Origin of the sequence: Psychroflexus sp. ALD_RP9, from assembly GCF_017311165.1 — a bacterium.
Taxonomy (GTDB): domain Bacteria; phylum Bacteroidota; class Bacteroidia; order Flavobacteriales; family Flavobacteriaceae; genus Psychroflexus.
Window position 1 is genome coordinate 2300078 of sequence record NZ_CP062973.1, and the last position, 17337, is coordinate 2317414.

General features: G+C 32.3%; 14 protein-coding genes. 3 read left to right on the top strand and 11 right to left on the bottom strand.

The window, feature by feature from the left end; translation table 11 throughout:
* Nucleotides 1-95: 95 nt before the first annotated feature.
* Entirely contained in the window at nt 96-1892 is a 1797-nt protein-coding gene (gene typA / locus IMZ30_RS10815; RefSeq protein WP_207038313.1) for a translational GTPase TypA, read from the top strand.
* 85 nt (nt 1893-1977) lie between these two features.
* Here typA and IMZ30_RS10820 read toward each other — a convergent pair whose 3' ends face one another.
* The 4 genes from IMZ30_RS10820 to IMZ30_RS10835 form a co-directional block, all read right to left on the bottom strand.
* Nucleotides 1978-2997 carry a TQO small subunit DoxD gene (locus IMZ30_RS10820; RefSeq protein WP_207038314.1) on the bottom strand — a complete coding sequence of 340 codons (1020 nt, stop codon included), beginning with the start codon at nt 2995-2997 and terminating at the stop codon, nt 1978-1980.
* 80 nt (nt 2998-3077) lie between these two features.
* The gene (locus IMZ30_RS10825; RefSeq protein ID WP_207038315.1) at nt 3078-3449 is read right to left on the bottom strand and encodes a hypothetical protein; all 372 of its coding nucleotides are present in this window, start codon (nt 3447-3449) and stop codon (nt 3078-3080) included.
* Between the two features lie 53 nt (nt 3450-3502).
* A complete protein-coding gene (locus IMZ30_RS10830; RefSeq protein WP_207038316.1) occupies nt 3503-4117 on the bottom strand; it encodes a YqaA family protein in 615 nt (204 codons plus the stop codon).
* A gap of 70 nt (nt 4118-4187) precedes the next feature.
* Nucleotides 4188-5459, bottom strand: coding sequence for a mechanosensitive ion channel family protein (locus IMZ30_RS10835; protein WP_207038317.1), 1272 nt, complete (start codon nt 5457-5459; stop codon nt 4188-4190).
* Nucleotides 5460-5504: 45 nt separating this feature from the next.
* Here IMZ30_RS10835 and IMZ30_RS10840 point away from each other — a divergent pair, with 45 nt between their 5' ends.
* On the top strand, nt 5505-6371 hold the full coding sequence (locus IMZ30_RS10840) for a hypothetical protein (protein WP_207038318.1): 867 nt from the start codon (nt 5505-5507) through the stop codon (nt 6369-6371).
* On the opposite strand, the gene IMZ30_RS10845 is transcribed toward IMZ30_RS10840, so the two are convergent.
* A complete protein-coding gene (locus tag IMZ30_RS10845; protein WP_207038319.1) occupies nt 6361-8673 on the bottom strand; it encodes a transglycosylase domain-containing protein in 2313 nt (770 codons plus the stop codon). The genes IMZ30_RS10840 and IMZ30_RS10845 overlap by 11 nt on opposite strands.
* Nucleotides 8674-8776: 103 nt before the next feature.
* On the opposite strand from IMZ30_RS10845, the gene IMZ30_RS10850 reads away from it, so the two are divergent.
* Nucleotides 8777-9490 carry an SDR family oxidoreductase gene (locus tag IMZ30_RS10850; RefSeq protein WP_207038320.1) on the top strand — a complete coding sequence of 238 codons (714 nt, stop codon included), beginning with the start codon at nt 8777-8779 and terminating at the stop codon, nt 9488-9490.
* Between the two features lie 82 nt (nt 9491-9572).
* Here IMZ30_RS10850 and IMZ30_RS10855 read toward each other — a convergent pair whose 3' ends face one another.
* The 6 genes from IMZ30_RS10855 to IMZ30_RS10880 form a co-directional block, all read right to left on the bottom strand.
* Complete coding sequence (locus tag IMZ30_RS10855; protein ID WP_207038321.1) at nt 9573-11591, bottom strand: M3 family metallopeptidase; 2019 nt, start codon at nt 11589-11591, stop codon at nt 9573-9575.
* A 2-nt stretch (nt 11592-11593) separates the two neighbouring features.
* The gene (locus IMZ30_RS10860; protein WP_207038322.1) at nt 11594-13066 is read right to left on the bottom strand and encodes a carboxypeptidase-like regulatory domain-containing protein; all 1473 of its coding nucleotides are present in this window, start codon (nt 13064-13066) and stop codon (nt 11594-11596) included.
* A 52-nt stretch (nt 13067-13118) separates the two neighbouring features.
* Entirely contained in the window at nt 13119-14177 is a 1059-nt protein-coding gene (locus tag IMZ30_RS10865; protein WP_207038323.1) for a nucleoid-associated protein, read from the bottom strand.
* Nucleotides 14178-14273: 96 nt separating this feature from the next.
* The gene (locus IMZ30_RS10870; RefSeq protein ID WP_207038324.1) at nt 14274-14798 is read right to left on the bottom strand and encodes an IS1096 element passenger TnpR family protein; all 525 of its coding nucleotides are present in this window, start codon (nt 14796-14798) and stop codon (nt 14274-14276) included.
* Nucleotides 14799-15836 carry a COX15/CtaA family protein gene (locus tag IMZ30_RS10875; RefSeq protein WP_207038325.1) on the bottom strand — a complete coding sequence of 346 codons (1038 nt, stop codon included), beginning with the start codon at nt 15834-15836 and terminating at the stop codon, nt 14799-14801. It lies immediately after the preceding gene.
* A gap of 71 nt (nt 15837-15907) precedes the next feature.
* Nucleotides 15908-17335, bottom strand: coding sequence for a CCA tRNA nucleotidyltransferase (locus tag IMZ30_RS10880; RefSeq protein ID WP_207038326.1), 1428 nt, complete (start codon nt 17333-17335; stop codon nt 15908-15910).
* Nucleotides 17336-17337: the final 2 nt, after the last annotated feature.

The following is a 17337-nucleotide window of genomic DNA, read 5'->3' on the forward strand; positions in this document are numbered from 1 at the left end:
GCATAATAAAACTTTGCAATTTATAAACTGATATAATACCATACAACTACAACAAATAAACATTACCTTTGCCGGCTTAAATTAAGTTTATATTTATGGATATTAGAAATATCGCCATTATTGCACACGTTGACCACGGTAAAACCACTTTGGTCGACAAAATTATGCATCACTGTAAATTGTTTCGTGATAACGAAACCACAGGTGATTTAATATTAGATAATAACGATTTAGAACGAGAACGTGGTATTACCATTGTTTCTAAAAACGTTTCAGTAAGATATAAAGATACTAAGATTAATATTATTGATACACCAGGTCACGCCGATTTTGGAGGAGAAGTAGAGCGTGTTTTAAATATGGCTGACGGTGTACTTTTATTAGTTGATGCCTTTGAAGGACCAATGCCGCAAACGCGTTTTGTACTTCAAAAAGCAATTGACTTAGGCTTAAAACCTTGTGTGGTTATTAATAAAGTTGATAAACCCAACTGTACACCTGAAGAAGTACACGAGAAAGTTTTTGATTTAATGTTTGAATTGGGTGCAGAAGAATGGCAACTCGATTTCCCTTCAGTTTACGGCTCAGCCTTAAATAACTGGATGAGTACAGATCCAAATAACCAGACCGATAATGTTGAGCCATTACTTGATATGGTTGTAGAACATATTCCTGCGCCAAAAGTAGAAGAAGGAACACCACAACTTTTAATCACTTCATTAGATTTCTCTTCTTATACAGGCCGAATTGCAATCGGACGATTACAACGCGGAACTTTAAAAGAAAATATGCCTGTGGCTTTAGTTAAGCGTAATGGTGACGTAACCAAAACACCTATTAAAGAATTATACACTTTTGAAGGTGTTGGTAGGTTAAAGGTCAAGGAAGTTAAGGCAGGTGATATTTGTGCTATTATTGGTTTAGAAGGCTTTGAAATTGGCGATACTGTTGCAGACGTAGAACATCCTGAAGCTTTAAAAAGCATAACTATCGATGAGCCAACGATGAGTATGCTCTTTACAATTAATGATTCGCCTTTCTTTGGTAAGGATGGAAAATTTGTAACTTCTAGACACATCAAAGAACGGTTGATTAAAGAGTTGGAGAAAAATTTAGCACTTAGAGTTGAAGAAACCGATTCTGCAGATAAATTTATAGTTTACGGTCGTGGTGTAATGCACTTGTCAGTTTTAATTGAGACCATGCGTCGCGAAGGTTACGAACTTCAAATTGGTCAGCCACAAGTTATTGTTAAAGAGATTGACGGTGTAAAATGCGAACCAATTGAAGAATTAACCATCGATTTACCAGAAAACGTCTCTGGTAAGGCGGTAGAAATGGTTACCCAGCGTAAAGGTGAAATGTTAAGCATGGAAGGTAGAGGCGAAAGAATGACTATTCAGTTTTTAATACCATCTCGTGGAATTATAGGTCTTAGAAATCAATTAATGACCGCAACAGCTGGTGAAGCTATCATGGCTCACCGATTTAAAGAATACCAACCGCTTAAAGGAGATATACCTCAACGCCTTAATGGTTCTTTAGTCTCTATGGAAAATGGTAAAGCCATTCCTTACTCAATAGATAAACTTCAAGATCGAGGTAAGTTTTTTGTAGATCCAGGTGAAGATATTTATGAAGGCCAAGTCATAGGTGAAAATTCTCGTCAAGACGATATGACTGTTAATATTACAAAAACAAAAAAACTATCCAACGTACGTTCTTCTGGAGCTGATGATAAGGCTAAGATTGTTCCTGCAAAAAAGTTTTCATTAGAAGAGGCTTTAGAATATATTCAAAAAGATGAATATGTTGAAGTAACACCAAACTTTTTAAGAATTAGAAAAATCTATCTAAAAGAAGTTGACCGTAAGCGTTTTAAAATAATATAAAGATATTTTAAACATTTTAAAAAAAGCTTTCCACAATTCAAATTAATTGAATGATTGGAAAGCTTTTTACATTAATTAAATTTGATTACTTTTTCAAGACCTTTACAGACCAACTAGCGCCACTTATATCAGTAATTTCAAGTTGATATTGTCCTGTCGCTAATTGAGCAATATTTTCGTTTACCAAGCTTAAATTAGCCTTTGCACCTAAAGGAACAATTAAACTGTGTTGACCTGGTTTTATCTTGGCGATGTAAAAGTTTTCTATTCTTGACTTGTCTAGTGATGCTAAGTCTTCAGCCGTTAGTTTAAATCTTGTTTTATTGCTTGTATCTTTTAATTTCAAATTAATTATCCAAGCGCCATAAACATCTACACCTTCAGTTCTGTAGAGTTCAAAATTGAGTGTGTTTCCTTTAATATGGGCATTATTTATTTCAATTTTGGGCTTAACAGACTTATTATGTAATGTTCCCCAAAGTCCACCATGAAAAACTTGATTAGTATATAAGGTTAATCCAAAAATAAGTATTGAGCCATAAAGTACGATTTTAGAGAGCATACTTTTAGAAATTTGTAAATGGCCTGACCCTAAAATATTAAACCATTTTTTACGGCTCAATTTAGGAAAGCGCTTAATTAAAAGATGATCAATAGAATATTGGCTACTACCTGTCATAAACAATACAAATCCTGTCGATATTCCTAAGACGCCGATTTGCCATTCATCTAAGCATGTGGTGCCTATCCAGCCTGAACCAAGTAATATGCCCATGGCTAACATAAAAACTCCAATGCTCATAAGTCTTGTAAATAGGCCAAACATGATAAATAAACCTACAATACCTTCAATTATGGTAAAGCCTATCATAGCCACCCATAAACTATCAGGATTTTCTACAAGATGTTGAATAATTGGCTTTATGCCAATGGCGTTTGGCAAAAAATGATTGAATTTTTCACCTATATATCCAGGTAATTCTGGATTTAGTTTGTCAGTTAAGATTGTTCTTCTCCAAAAGGCTGAAAAGTAAGTCCAACCTACAACTAAACGAAGGCTAAGGCTGAAAAGCCCAGCATAATAATTTTGATTTTCTTGTGTCATTTTAAATTCTTTTTATTAAATAATAAGTTTTGCCATCACAAAGTGTAACAGCTTTAAAGGTTATTTGTAAAACTTATGATTTAAAGATCTATACGTAAACGACTTAAAATGATATAGATAGGGACTTGAAGCGAACAGCGATTTAGAAAATAACTTATTTGAGGAATCTGAGTTGATCTCTCAAAATAAATTTTTAAACAATAGTTTGGCGTTATGCCAGGTGTTAAGTTTTCTTTTTGATGAGATTCGCTTTCTCGTTTTAACTGATAATAGTCTTGTTCAAAATCGATTTTGCAAGACGAGGCAAGCGTTGTTTTACTCTTGTTGGTAACTTCTGTTTTTTTAACTTGTAAAGCCTCTTGAAAAATATGCCGCGCAGAACAATTCGAGCTTAGTAAAATAAAACTAAGAGAAAGCCACATCAAATGTTTAAAAGTTGATACAGATTTCATCTTGAGATTTATTTTATTCATATTAGTGTTATTAATACTTCAGAAACCATTTGCTACATTGCACCAAAAATCATTACGCCATAAATAGCAAATCTGAGTAAGCGTAATAGACCAAATAGAAGATAGCTTCCGAATGGAAATTTAATGATTCCAGCTGCAATACTTGATATGGCAAAAGGTAGAGGTAATAGTGCACCCACAATTATAAGTAAGCCGCCCCATTTTCGCATATTCTTAATATGTTTAGCCATTTTAACTTCAAGATAAACAAATACAGAAGGAATGCTAGCAACACCACGACCAAAAAAGTAAGACAAAATACCTCCAGTATAAGATAAAACAGCCAAAATTGAAAGATATATCCAAGGCATGCTTGATTTACCTGACCATGCGATGAAGATTTCTGGAGGAATTAAACCTAAAATAGATTCTGAAGCAAAGAAAACGATGAAAACCCCATAATCTGGAAAATTATTTGTGACATAATCTAACATCGAGTTGACATCCATCACAAAAAAATGAATACCTAATAAAACTGCTATAAATATAATAATTGGTGGAGTAGCTTTTAATAAGCTACGACCTAGGAAACTATAAAAACCAGTATAAGTGTAATACTGATGAAGTAATTTCCAGCGTGGTTTTTTGGTTGAATTTGATTTTGCCATAGGGCGACAAAAATAATAATAAAAGCTGTAGCTAAATGTTATCTAACTTACAGACTTCGTTAATTTTTATTTAATTTAAATTTTTTGATTGAAGCAATTTAATGTCTGAAACACTTGGTTTTTCGTAAATTTCTAAATCAAAATAAAGAGTTGAAGCTAATAAATGGTCAAAAATATCGGCTATGATTCGCTCGTAGTTTTTCCAAACTTTATCTTTACTAAAGGCATAAATTTCAAGTGGTATACCTTCAGCAGTTTGTGGAAGTTGACGGCTCATAATCATCATTTCATGATTAATGTTTTTGTTTTGCTCTAAATAGTGGTCTACATAAGCTCTAAATGCGCCAAAATTGGTCATGTTCCTTCCATTAATTAAGAGACTTTTATCAATGTTATTATTAGTGTTATGATTTTTTATTTCTTGATGACGTGAGTTGACATAATCTGAAATCAGCTGAATTTTCTCTAAATGATTAATTTCTTTTTCAGTTAAAAATTTTATACTACTTGCTTTAATTAAAATTGCACGCTTTATACGTCTTCCTCCTGAAACACTCATACCACGCCAATTTTTGAATGAGTCAGATATTAAGTAGTAAGTAGGAATTGTTGTAATGGTATTATCAAAATTACGTACTTTAACAGAGGCTAGATTAATTTCAAAAACATCGCCATCAGCGCCATACTTTTCCATCGTGATCCAATCTCCAATTCTAACTGTATCATTAACTGTAACTTGTATACTTGCAACAAAACCTAAAATAGTGTCTTTAAAAACTAAAAGTAGCACTGCAGAAAATGCACCTAAAGCTGTTAAAAATTTTAAAAGCGGTTTTCCCGTGATTGTAGAAAAAATAATTATAATACTAATGAGCCAAACTATAATCATAAACACCTGAATATAGCTTTCAATAGGCTTGTCTTTAAAAGCACTAATAGTTCTTAAAAAGTCTTTAACGGTTAATAATATACTACGTATAACCAAGACCACTAATATGGTAATGATAACCGAAAAACCTTTGTTGGCTTCATCTAAAACATGTTCAAAATCTTTGAGAATAACAGGTAAAAGGCTTGAAACAACATTAACTGTAATCAAGTTAGATATGTGTAAAAATGTATTATTTTTCACTAAATAGTCATCAAACTCAGTTTTGGTTTTTGATGCTAAGCGATCCATGAATTTTCTAGCAAAATATCTTAACGTCTTGAAAAGTAGATATCCAAAAATCAAGACTAAAATTATATTAATACCTAAATTGATATAAATTGCTTTGCTTGTCGATAAATTAAATTGCTCTACTAAAAAATTATAAATTAACCGGTCTGATGTTTGATTCATTGTTGAATTTTGTACAAATTTACAAAATACCCTTTTTAAAAATCTATGAGATCTAAATATTTGTTGAGTATTACATTGTTGCTAGTTACTGCCTTTATTTTAGGCGTAATTTTTTTGCTGAAAGATAAGTATATATTTGAGTATAAACCTACAGCAAAAGTTGAAGTTTTAAAGCAATGGACTTTACCTGAAGTTCTTAAAGAGGTGTCTGGGATATACTATTTAGGTGATGATAAAATGGCATGTATTCAGGATGAAAAAGGTATTATTTATATATATAACCTTAAAAACTCTCAAATTATTAACCAATTTAATTTTGAACCTGAAGGTGATTTTGAAGGCATAACAATTATTGACTCAACAGCTTACGTTTTAAGAAGTGATGGTACTATTTTTCAAATTAAAAACTATGATAATTCATTATCTGAAGTTAAAACTTTAAAACTTTTTAATGAAAAAGGGATTGATGTTGAAGGTTTATTTGCTTTATCAAAAGATGAATTACTTCTTGGTGTAAAATTTAGTAATCAGATCAAAGCATCATCGCAATTAGTGGTATATAAATATCAAATTTCAACCCAAAAATTGACCGAATTTATTGATATTTCTGATAATCATGAAATTTTTAATTCAATCCCGCAATCACATCCTTCTCGTGATTTTTGGCTTTCTGAAATAGCTTACGCTGATTCAAAATATTATATCACCGAAGGTAAAACACCAAAATTAATGATACTGAATCAACATCAAGTACCGCAACATTTAATTTATCTTGATGAAGATGTTTTTCCGCAACCTGAAGGAATTGCAATTGCCGATGATGGTAAAATATTTATCGCTAGTGAAGAAAACAACAATCAATTGCAAAGTATTAGCTTAATTAAAATAAGCCCTTTAAAAACTAATCTTTAGACTTTTTTGATTTAAAGATATTCCAAAAACTCTTTTTTTCATTCTCTTCTTCTTTCGATTTTTCATCAAAATCTTTTTGTTCGGTTTTCTTTTTAAATATTCGTTTTAAAAATCCGTCACGTTTTTTAGGGTCACAATTTAATTGATTTTTAATATTCTGATTAACCTCTGGGAATTGATAAGCTGAGTAACTATTTGTTTTTAATTTCAAAGCCTTATAGGCATTTGCAAAAATTGGCAAAGCGCTAACTGCACCTTGTCCCAAACCTGTAGATTTAAAGCCAATTCTTTGTTGATTGTGCCCAACCCAATTTATACTAACTAAGTGAGGTGTTAAGCCAATAAACCAACCATCTTTGTTGTCTTGTGTTGTTCCTGTTTTTCCTGCAATAGCATCTTTTATGCCATAAGTTGTCCGTATTGATTTAGCAGTTCCTGAATTTACCACTTCACCTAGCATTGCTAATAATTTATGTCGATTTTGTTGTGCTAAAGGACTTGTCTTAAATTCAGTAGATTTCGCTTCATAAATAAGCTTTCCATCCTTAAGAATACGTTTAATCAACTGAAGTTGCATCGGAATTTTAGAACTCACAATCCCAGAGTAAGCTCTTGCAAGCTCTTCAAAACTTAAATTAACGGCACCTAATGCAATTGAAGGTTTTTCGGGAATACTACTTGTTATTCCAAATTCATGAGCTAAATTAATTGTTTGTTTTAATCCAGATTGTTCTAATACCTTGACTGAAATCGTATTCATCGAATTGCTTAAGGCATAATTTAAGCTATAATTCATGTGCTTGTCATCATCAGTTTTAGAGGCGTTTTGAGGTTGCCAATTATCATAATCTGTATAAGTAACCGTATTTCCTGATAAATAGGAGCAAGGCTCTAACCCAGATTGTAATCCTGTTGCATAAATAAAAGGTTTAAAAGTAGAGCCAACTTGACGTTTAGCATAATGAACAACATCAAATTGAGATATGCGATAATCAGCACCACCAACGTAACTTAAAATGTCACCACTTTTAGGATCTACAGTTAAACTAGCAGCATTCAAAAACTTCAATTGTTCTTGTAAACTATCTACAACTGAAGCTGTTTTTAATTGATATTCTTTACCATTATAAATTTCAATAGACTTGTTTTTACTTAGCTCTTTTATAATTTCAGTTTCTGAAAACCCCTTTTTTATAAGGTTTTTATAGACTTTAGTTGATTTTAAAACAGGTAGCCAAACCGATTTTTGCTGCCATGGTTTTTGGTTTTGATATTCAGCTTCAAATAACTGCTGAATTTTTTTGAGGTGTTTTACCAACTCTGTTTCAAATGCCTTTTGAACATTTGCATCAATAGTTGTTTCGATTGTCAGTCCACTTGTTTTTAAGTCGAGTTCCGTTTTATTTTCTGCATTAAGACGTGTAATGATTTTATCTGCCTCAGAAAATAAGCGTTCGTTGAGAAACGCCGAACCAGTTGAAGTTTCTCTATTATAATCTATACTTAAATTCTGTTGAAGCACCTTGTTGGCTTCATCTTGACTTAAATAGTTATAGCTAAGCATCTGTTTAATTACAACATCGCGTCTTAATTGACTTCGTTTAGGGTATAAACGTGGGTTATAACTGTGATTGGCCTTTAAAGTTCCGATGAGAGTAGCAGCTTCAGCTAAACTTAATGCTGATGCGGGTTTACTAAAAAATCGTTTAGAGGCACTTTCAATACCATAGGTGTTACCGCTAAATGGTACAGTATTTAAGTATAGCTCTAAAATTTCTTCTTTACTATAGATGTCTTCTAATTTAAAAGCGGTAAAGGCTTCTTTTATTTTATTAACAGGTAAACTAAACCAGCCAAAATTTTCTCTACCGTAAATATTTTTCGCTAACTGTAAAGTAATCGTACTTCCACCTCCAGAAGAATCGTCACCTGCTAAAATGGTTTTAAACAAAACTCTTAAAACACTTCTTGAATCTACGCCCGAATGTTCAAAAAAACGCACATCTTCAGTTGCTATTAGAGCATCAATTACATATTGGGGCAATTGTTCTAGATCTATCGATTCCCGGTTAAATTGATAGATTTTAGTTAGGGTTACTTTATTACGATCTAAAAATACCGAAGCTTCTGCATTAGTTAAATTTTTAAGGTCTTGTTTTGTAGGTAATTTACCCCAAAGGCCAAGATAAATACTCCCAATAAAGCTAGCTATAATTAGTCCTATAAATAGACTAGATTTCAGGATTAATCTAAATAAAACGGTTTTTAGTGGTCGTTTTTGGCGAGATTTTTTCTTTTTCATAGAATTGCAAAATTAGAATATAATTCAATTTCAGACGTTAATTCTTTTAAAAAAAGAAACGAGAACCACACATAGACTTTTATTTTTGTAAAAAATAATACAAATGAATACAAAAGTTGCATTTATAACTGGCGGAACTAAAGGAATAGGCTTAGGTATAGCTGAAGCATTAATTGCTGAAGGCACCAAAGTTATTTTAACCAGCCGTTCTAAAGCGGATGCTCAAAAAATTGCAGAAAAGCTTAACGCTGATAAATCTGAACAAGTTGCCGTAGGTTTAGAAGCCGATGTAAGACATTTTGATGCCGTCGAAAATGCTGTAAGAAAAGGCTTAGAAGAGTTTGGACAAATAGATTATGTGATTGCTAATGCAGGTTTGGGTCATTTTGGTAGTATTGAAGAAATTACACATGAACAATGGCATCAGGTTATCGATACAAATTTGACGGGTGTTTTTAACACTATAAAATCAACCATTGAAGCCTTGACAGAATCTAAAGGTTACTTTATAAGTATTTCAAGTTTAGCAGGAACAAATTTCTTTGCAAAAGGAACAGCTTATAACGCTAGTAAATTTGGTGTAACTGGTTTTACACAAGCTTTAATGCTAGATTTGCGAGATAAAGGTATTAAAGTTTCAACAATTATGCCTGGTTCAGTTTCCACCTATTTTAATGGCAATGAGCCTGATGCAAATGATGCCTGGAAAATTCAGCCTGAAGATCTGGGAGAATTAGTGGTTGATATGTTTAAGCTTAACCCACGAACCTTACCTAGTAAGATAGAAGTGAGACCATCACAGCCACCAAAAAAATAAATTTTGTTGATTGATTATTGATAAAAAAGCGACTTTGTTTAGAATAAAGTCGCTTTTTTATTTAATGTGGTTTGACTTGATTTTAATCTATTAATCCAGCACGTTTTAATAATGCATCAGGATTAGGTTCTTCCCCTCTAAATTCTTTGTACAATTGCATGGGTTCAACAGTTCCACCTTTTGAAAGAATTGTTGATTTAAATTTATCAGAGATAGTTTGGTTAAATATGCCGTGCTGTTTAAACGCTTCAAAAGCATCAGCATCTAAGACTTCAGCCCATTTATATGAATAGTAACCTGAGCTATATCCGCCTTGAAAAATATGACCAAACGCCGTGCTCATACAATTAGTAGAAATATCAGGTAATAACGCAGTTGGTTTAAAAGCATTTAATTCATGTGCTTTAACATCACTTACATCAGTAGGATCGATTCCATGCCACGCTAAATCTAATTGACCAAAACTTAATTGACGCAAACTCTGCAAGCCTTCCATAAAGTTAGCAGAAGCTTTAATTTTAGCAATTAATTCTTCTGGAATTACTTGACCAGTTTCGTGATGTTTGGCAAATAGTTGTAAGGCTTCTGGTTCGTAGCACCAATTTTCAAGCAATTGACTTGGTAATTCAACAAAATCCCAGTAAACATTAGCGCCTGATAATGATGGGTAAGTTGTATTGGCTAACATGGCATGTAAAGCGTGGCCGAACTCATGAAATAAGGTCGTCACTTCATTAAACGTTAGTAATGAAGGTTGCGATTGCGTGGGTTTAGTGAAATTACAAACAATAGAAACTAAAGGCCTTTCATTTTGACCGTCTTTTATGTATTGAGATTTATAAGTTGTCATCCAAGCGCCATCACGTTTACCAGCTCGTGGATGAAAATCGGCATACAGTGTAGCTTTTGGATTGCCATTTTCTAAAACATCAAAGGCTTTAACATCTGGATGGTAAAGTTCATAAGATTGATTTTCATTGAATTCTAAACCATATAACTTGGTTGTGATTTTAAATAAACCATCTATAACTTTATTTAATTCGAAATAAGGTTTTAAATCTTCTTCTTTTAAACTGAAGGTTTTAGATTTTAAAAGTTCGGTGTAATAAGTTTGATCCCATTTTTGAAAATCTGTAATCCCATCAGTTTCATGTGCAAACTCTTTTAAATCTTTTAGTTCTTTCTCAGCGGCAGGTTTTGCTTTTTCAAGTAATCCGTGTATAAAATCGTTAACTGTTTCAGGCGATTTGGCCATGCGTTCTTCTAAAATAAAATCGGCATGTGTGTTATAACCTAAAAGTTGAGCGCGTTCAAAACGTAATTTTGAAATTTGAAGTACTTGGGACTCATTATTATAGTCGTTATCCTTAAAAGCTTTAGAGCCAAAACCTTTTAAAAGCTGCTCTCTAAGTTCACGATGTTTAGCATACTTCATTACAGGAATAAAGCTTGGGTAATCTAAAGTAAATAGATAACCTTTTTTATCTTCTTTTTGAGCAAGTTCTGCTGCACTTTCGAGCACAGTTTCAGGTATGCCTTCAACTTTTGACTCATCAGTGATATGAAGTTTAAAATTATTTGTTTCTGCAAGAACATTTTCACCAAATTTTAGTGAAAGTCGTGCTAATTTAGCATCGATTTCTCTTAAACGTTGCTGCTGTTTTTCATTCAAATTAGCACCATTCCTTGTAAAGTTCTTGTAAACTTTCTCTAATAAGCGTTTTTGCTCGGGATTTAGATTTTCTTGGTTTTGCTGTTCATAAACCGTTTTAATTCTACTGAATATAGCTTTATTAAGTAAAATATCGTTGTTAAACTCACTTAGCCAAGGTGAAATTTCCTGTGCAATTTGTTGAAGTTCAGGATTGGTTTCAGCTGAATTTAAATTGAAAAAAACACTTACAATTCTATCAAGTTGTAAACCTGAAAATTCTAAGGCTTCAATCGTGTTTTTAAAATTGGCAGCTTGGGTTGATGCACTTATGTTTTCAACTTCTTCACGTGCATCTTTTAAAGCTTTTTCTATGGCTGGCTTATAATGGTTAGTCTCTATTTGTTCGAATGGTGGATGGTTAAAGCTTTGCAATAACGGGTTACTCATACTTAATAGGTTTTAATTTCTTTTGTTGCCTCTAAAACGTTTTGGTTTTTCCAAATTTCAGGCGAGTAGTTTTTAAATTGCTCGATAATCATCGGTTTAGCTTCTTTCAATAAGCTGTAATCTTCAACTGAAAGTTGTCGCTGATTAACAACAAAAAGTTCAGATTCATTGGTGTTATCGGCTTCAGCTAAGATTTCAAGTTTAAATTTAAGGCGTTCACTTCTGTCATCATTATTTTCTTTAAACACAAATTTTCGATCTAAATAAAAATATTGTTTGTTAATAGACTTGATGTATTTTGGGTAATAAGTACCATTTTCGGTTTTAAAATACGTTACCTCTTTTGTATTTAAATAGGCATCAAACTTTATACCGAATAAAAATTTCAAATTTAATTTAGATTCACTTTTGCCTTCAGCAAGTTGTTGTGTTAGTTTAACAATAGCAAAATCTTTTGCAGTAATGTAAAACTTTCCTTTGTATTTAGCGCGATTACGATCTGGCGCATAATTAACAACGTAAACCATTTGGTTTTTAAAGCTGGTAACTTCATCTATTTCAAACACGTAATCGTCTGGTTCGGCTAAGGGTTCGAATAAGGTGTTGCTAAAAGTATATCTGTTTAAGGTGTTTTTAATGCTTCTTGAAACCGATTTTACATCTAAAGTGTCGGGTTGGTCTTTAAGTTGCTCATTGACACCTGATAAATCAAGTGAATCGGCTACTGGTATAATAAATGTGCGCACTTTAAAGCTATTACTATTTTCAAGTTTTTCGAAAATCTTTTTGAAGGCGCGATTTTGAATTTCTTCAACATCATTATTTGAAGTACTACTACTTAATTCAATAGCTCGATAAGGCTTAAGATGGACAGAGTCTTGGTTTAAATAATTAAAATCGACTAATTTTTCTGTAAAGTAAGTAGAAGTTTCACCAATAACTGATTTTGAAAGCGCTTCTAATTCTGTATTGATGTTTTTTTCAACTTTTTTATTTAAATAATTTGCTTTTTTTAATTCAAACCCATAATCTTTATAAGTGGTTTGGTATTTGTTTCTGATAAAGATATTGTAAGAATTAGCCTCTGTAGCGTAATTTTTATTTTTGTTTTTTAAGAAATTATCAATTAATTCACGTCCTGTTAAAGATTGGTCTTTTAAAAAGACTTCGCCCAACTCATTAACTGCTGTCTCTAACGTTATGTCTTGATTGTTTTTAAAATCACCAATAGCTATGCGTTTTGTTTTAAAACCCATGCTTGAAAACTCAATTGAATCTTTTGCGGTAAATTGATTAACAACAATAGAGAAGTTGCCTTCTGTATTGGTAATAACACCGTAATTTTCAGTGATTCTAACCGTAGCAAACGGAATACTTTCTTTAGTATCTTGACTTAGTAAAGTTCCTGTAAGTGTTTGAGCAAAACTTAAACTTGTTAAACCAAGTAGCAAATAAGTGATGGTTGACTTTATCATAGGTAGGTTTTTAGCTTAACGCTCATATTTTGAAAATGTTACATTTAGTGACCTACTTTTTCTCTTCTTTATTAAAATAGACTAAGTAGTAATACATTTGGCGTTCTTCATCCCAACCTTTTTCAATAAATTTATCTGCGCTAGCACCACTTACAAAGTCCATTTTTATTTGAACATTAGTATCAAGATTAATTACACTTTTTACTTTTTTTCGAGCTGCAGTTACAGCTGTGTTTGAAATCGGGAAATCACTTAAATCTTCAATTTTATATTTGGGCGCTTGTTCTTCTTTATAGTTTTTAAATTCAGGTTCAAGTCCAGGGTTTTCCAGTACATCAGTTAAAAAGTTTTGCTCATTAAAATTATCATTTGAGGCAAAATGATTCATAGCTTTATTCATAAACAATACTTCTTGCTGTTTATCTTCAGCTGGTAAAACCACGTCCTTGGCAAAATTCTCGCAAAATTTCAGGTATTTTTTAGTGTAAAAATTTTCATCTTGAAAAAAATCTACACCTAAAAATTGTTCTAACCAATATTTCGTATCGTATTTATTAGAATCGACAGACAGGATTTTATAACCTTCTTCTTTTTCAGTATTTAAGATTAAGGCACCTTTATCAAGCTTGTTTAAATAAACACCTTGTTGTAAAATCATTTCAAGGTTATTTTGTTGCTCTTGAAATTGTAAAAAATCGTGTTTTAATTCAGATTTAAAAATGCCGATTGCATCAACTTTTTCATTATCCACCAAAACATTTTCAAAGTAAACGACATAAACTTCACCACCTTTAATATGCTGATGCATAGACTGCTCAAACAAATAGCGTGTAACTTGCTTAGAAACTTCGTGTGCCTTGAGCGGATTATTAAAAATTTCAGTAGCAAAATTGTACAGCTGGTGAAATTCTAAGTCAGTTTCATGAACAAATTGATAATAATTTTCTTCTTTATCTCTAAAAGATTTGAGAAAATATTCTTTAATTAATGGAGTCAATTCATCTGAAAGTTGATAAGCTTCTTCAGAAAGAAATAAAGATTCGTTACGGCTTTTATTGCCAACACGATGAATAGATAAACTTTCAATTTGGGCGCTATATAGATTGAGCATAAGGAAATGAGTATTAAGATATATTAAAAATTTGTGATGGTAAACTAACTTCAGTTGAAGTTACCGAACTAAATAAATATTTGAAGATTTGATAATTTAATTCCAGTTTTGATCAAAATCAAAATCGTCTAAATTTTCAAAATCTTGATCGTCAAAACCGTCTTCAAAGCTTTCATCATTTAGCTCGTCAAGTTTTTCAGCTGTAAATTCTTTCTCAGGTGGATGTTCAGGTAAGTGACCTTGGGCAAACATTAAGTTCGGGTAATCTTGACCATCTTGTGGTTCAGTTATATCGGCTAATTCAACATAAAACGTCCACATATTAAAAAAGTCGTAAACATAAATCATTTTAGTATTTTCACGAGAAAAGACGGTATCAAGCGCTGTTTCATTCATCATTCGCACTGATTTTTGACCTTCACTCATGTCAAATAGTAAAAACTCTTCGCCTTGATTCCATTCATCATCACTTTTATAAAAGGACGCCATTTCGGTACCATCAAAGCCAAATGCTTGCGTAATTGAGTTATGAAAATCTTCTAAAGTATCGGTATCTCTAATTTCAATATCTCTAAATACATCGTCTAAGATGTCAAGTATAATGCGGAATTTGAATATCATTTATTGTTTTATTTTATGTATTGATTTAGTCGATTTTGCTTCAAAACTTTGTAATAAAATATAAAATTGCACGCCAAATAATAAAGCTGCAATGACTAAATGCAAAGGTTGTGATAAAAATGGAAAATCTAAATAAAACATGAGTATTCCTGTAAAAATTTCAAAAATAATAAGGCCAATCATCCATTTAACTAATTTGAAACCTAATCCTTGCTTTTGGTTAATATAAACTATCGCCAAGTTTACAATCAATACTAAAATAGAAAATGAACGATGAATGTAAAACATGGTATCTGGGTCTTTTAACCACATTGCTTTCGCTGAATATCCGAAAACTTTAACCTGTTCATCTACAAATTGGCGAACTTGTGTGCCAAAAGCAACTTGTATTAAACTCAAGATTACAGCCAATAATATTAAGTAATGAAATGAATTTGTAGTGTTGTATTTAGGTTTAGAATTAGTTGAAATCTTCAAAATGTACATTAATAAAGCTACAATAATTAAGGCTACTAGCATGTGTAAAGTGATGCGAACAGGAGATAAAACAGAATAAACCACAGTTGCTCCAAGCCAAGCTTGAAACAAGAGTAAGATTAATGTGATTATTGAAAATAATGGAATTTTAAAAGATTTTTTTCTTTGTTTAAACGATAAAACTGTCATAATTAAAATAGCCACACCAGACAAGGCGCCTAACAAGCGGTTGATATATTCTACCCAAGTGTGCGCCGCATTAAATGTCGCATAATCATGTTTTTCGTAGCTGTTCCAGTTATCGGGATTATAGCCTTTAGATGATTTAAAACTTTGCTTGGCTACTTTTAAAGTTTCATCGACAATAATAACTTGGCCTTCAAAATAATCTTGGTTAGCATGCCATTGCAATTGTTCTTCTTCGGTTGGTGGAATGTAATAGCCAAAACATTTTGGCCAGTCGGGACAACCCATGCCACTACCAGTCATTCTAACTACGGCACCAGCAATAATCACTAAATAAATTAGGATTAATGAAATTTTTACAGATTTTCTAAACATATTGCAAATTTAAATTTAAGCACCGAATTTAAGTTTGAACGGGTTATTTTTTTAGGTAAAATTAGCATGAATCAAGCCTTAGATTTAAAACCGTAAGCTTTAGCAGTTTTTAGCATAAATTTAAAAGCAGCGTCATATTCATTCGGAATTTCACCTTCTAGGATAGCTTCTTTTATTTCATTTTTAATTAAACCAACTTCTTTACAGGGTTCAATATTTAAATGATTCATGATAATTTTCCCTGAGATTGGAGGCTGAAAATTTCTAATTTTATCCCGTTCTTCAACATCTTTGATCCGTTGGCGAACAATTTTAAAATTATTGTGATATCGCTCATAACGCTTGGTATTTTTAGTTGTAATGTCTGCTTCGCATAGCATCATTAAATCTTCAATATCATCACCGGCATCAAACACTAAACGTCTTACAGCCGAGTCAGTGGTATTATCATCAACAATTGCAATAGGTCTAGAACTTAGTAACACTAATTTCTGGACGTATTTCATTTTATCATTGAGAGGCATTTTGAGTCGTTTAAATAGTTTATAGACCATTTTTGAGCCTATAAATTCATGCCCATGAAAGGTCCAACCATTACGTTTGCTAAATTTTTTGGTTGGTGCTTTACCGATATCATGTAATAAGGCCGCCCAGCGAAGCCATAAATTATTGGTTTCTCGAGAAATGTTATCAACTACTTCTAAAGTATGCCAAAAATTGTCTTTATGGCGTTGGCCATCAACTTCATCTATACCTTCAAGCGCAGTTAGTTCTGGTAAAATAAGAGGTAGTAAACCAGTTTTGTGTAAAAGTTTAAACCCTTGCGATGGTTGCTGGGTTTTCATGATTTTGTTAATTTCAGTAACAATTCGCTCTTTCGAAATGATACGAAGCCGTTTTTTGTTTTGCGCGATAGCATCAAGCGCTTTTGGATCAATAAAAAAATTTAATTGACTCGAAAATCTTATGGCACGCAGCATTCGTAATGGATCGTCTGAAAAAGTAATGTTTGGCTCTAGTGGTGTTTTAATAAGTTGCTGTTTAAGATGTTCTAAACCATCAAACGGATCTAGGAGTTTACCAAAATCTTCAGAGTTTAATTTTAAAGCTAACGCGTTAATTGTAAAATCTCTACGGTTCTGGTCGTCTTCTAAACTACCAACTTCAACACTTGGTTTTCGACTATTTTCAGTGTAAGATTCTTTTCTTGCGCCAACAAATTCAACTTCTACATCAAAAGCCTTCAGCATGGCAGTTCCAAAGGTTTTAAACACTTGTACTTTTGGTTTGTTTGGTAAAAGTTCAGCCACAGCTTTTGCTAACTGAATGCCATCACCAACACAAACAATATCGATGTCTTTTTTTTGTTCTCGTTTCAGAAAATAATCGCGTACAAAACCACCTATAACGTAAGTTTCAAGACTAAGTTTGTCTGCTGCTTTGGTAATGATTGGAAATAATTGATGCTGTAAGGCTTCAGTATAATGTGTTTTAGACATAT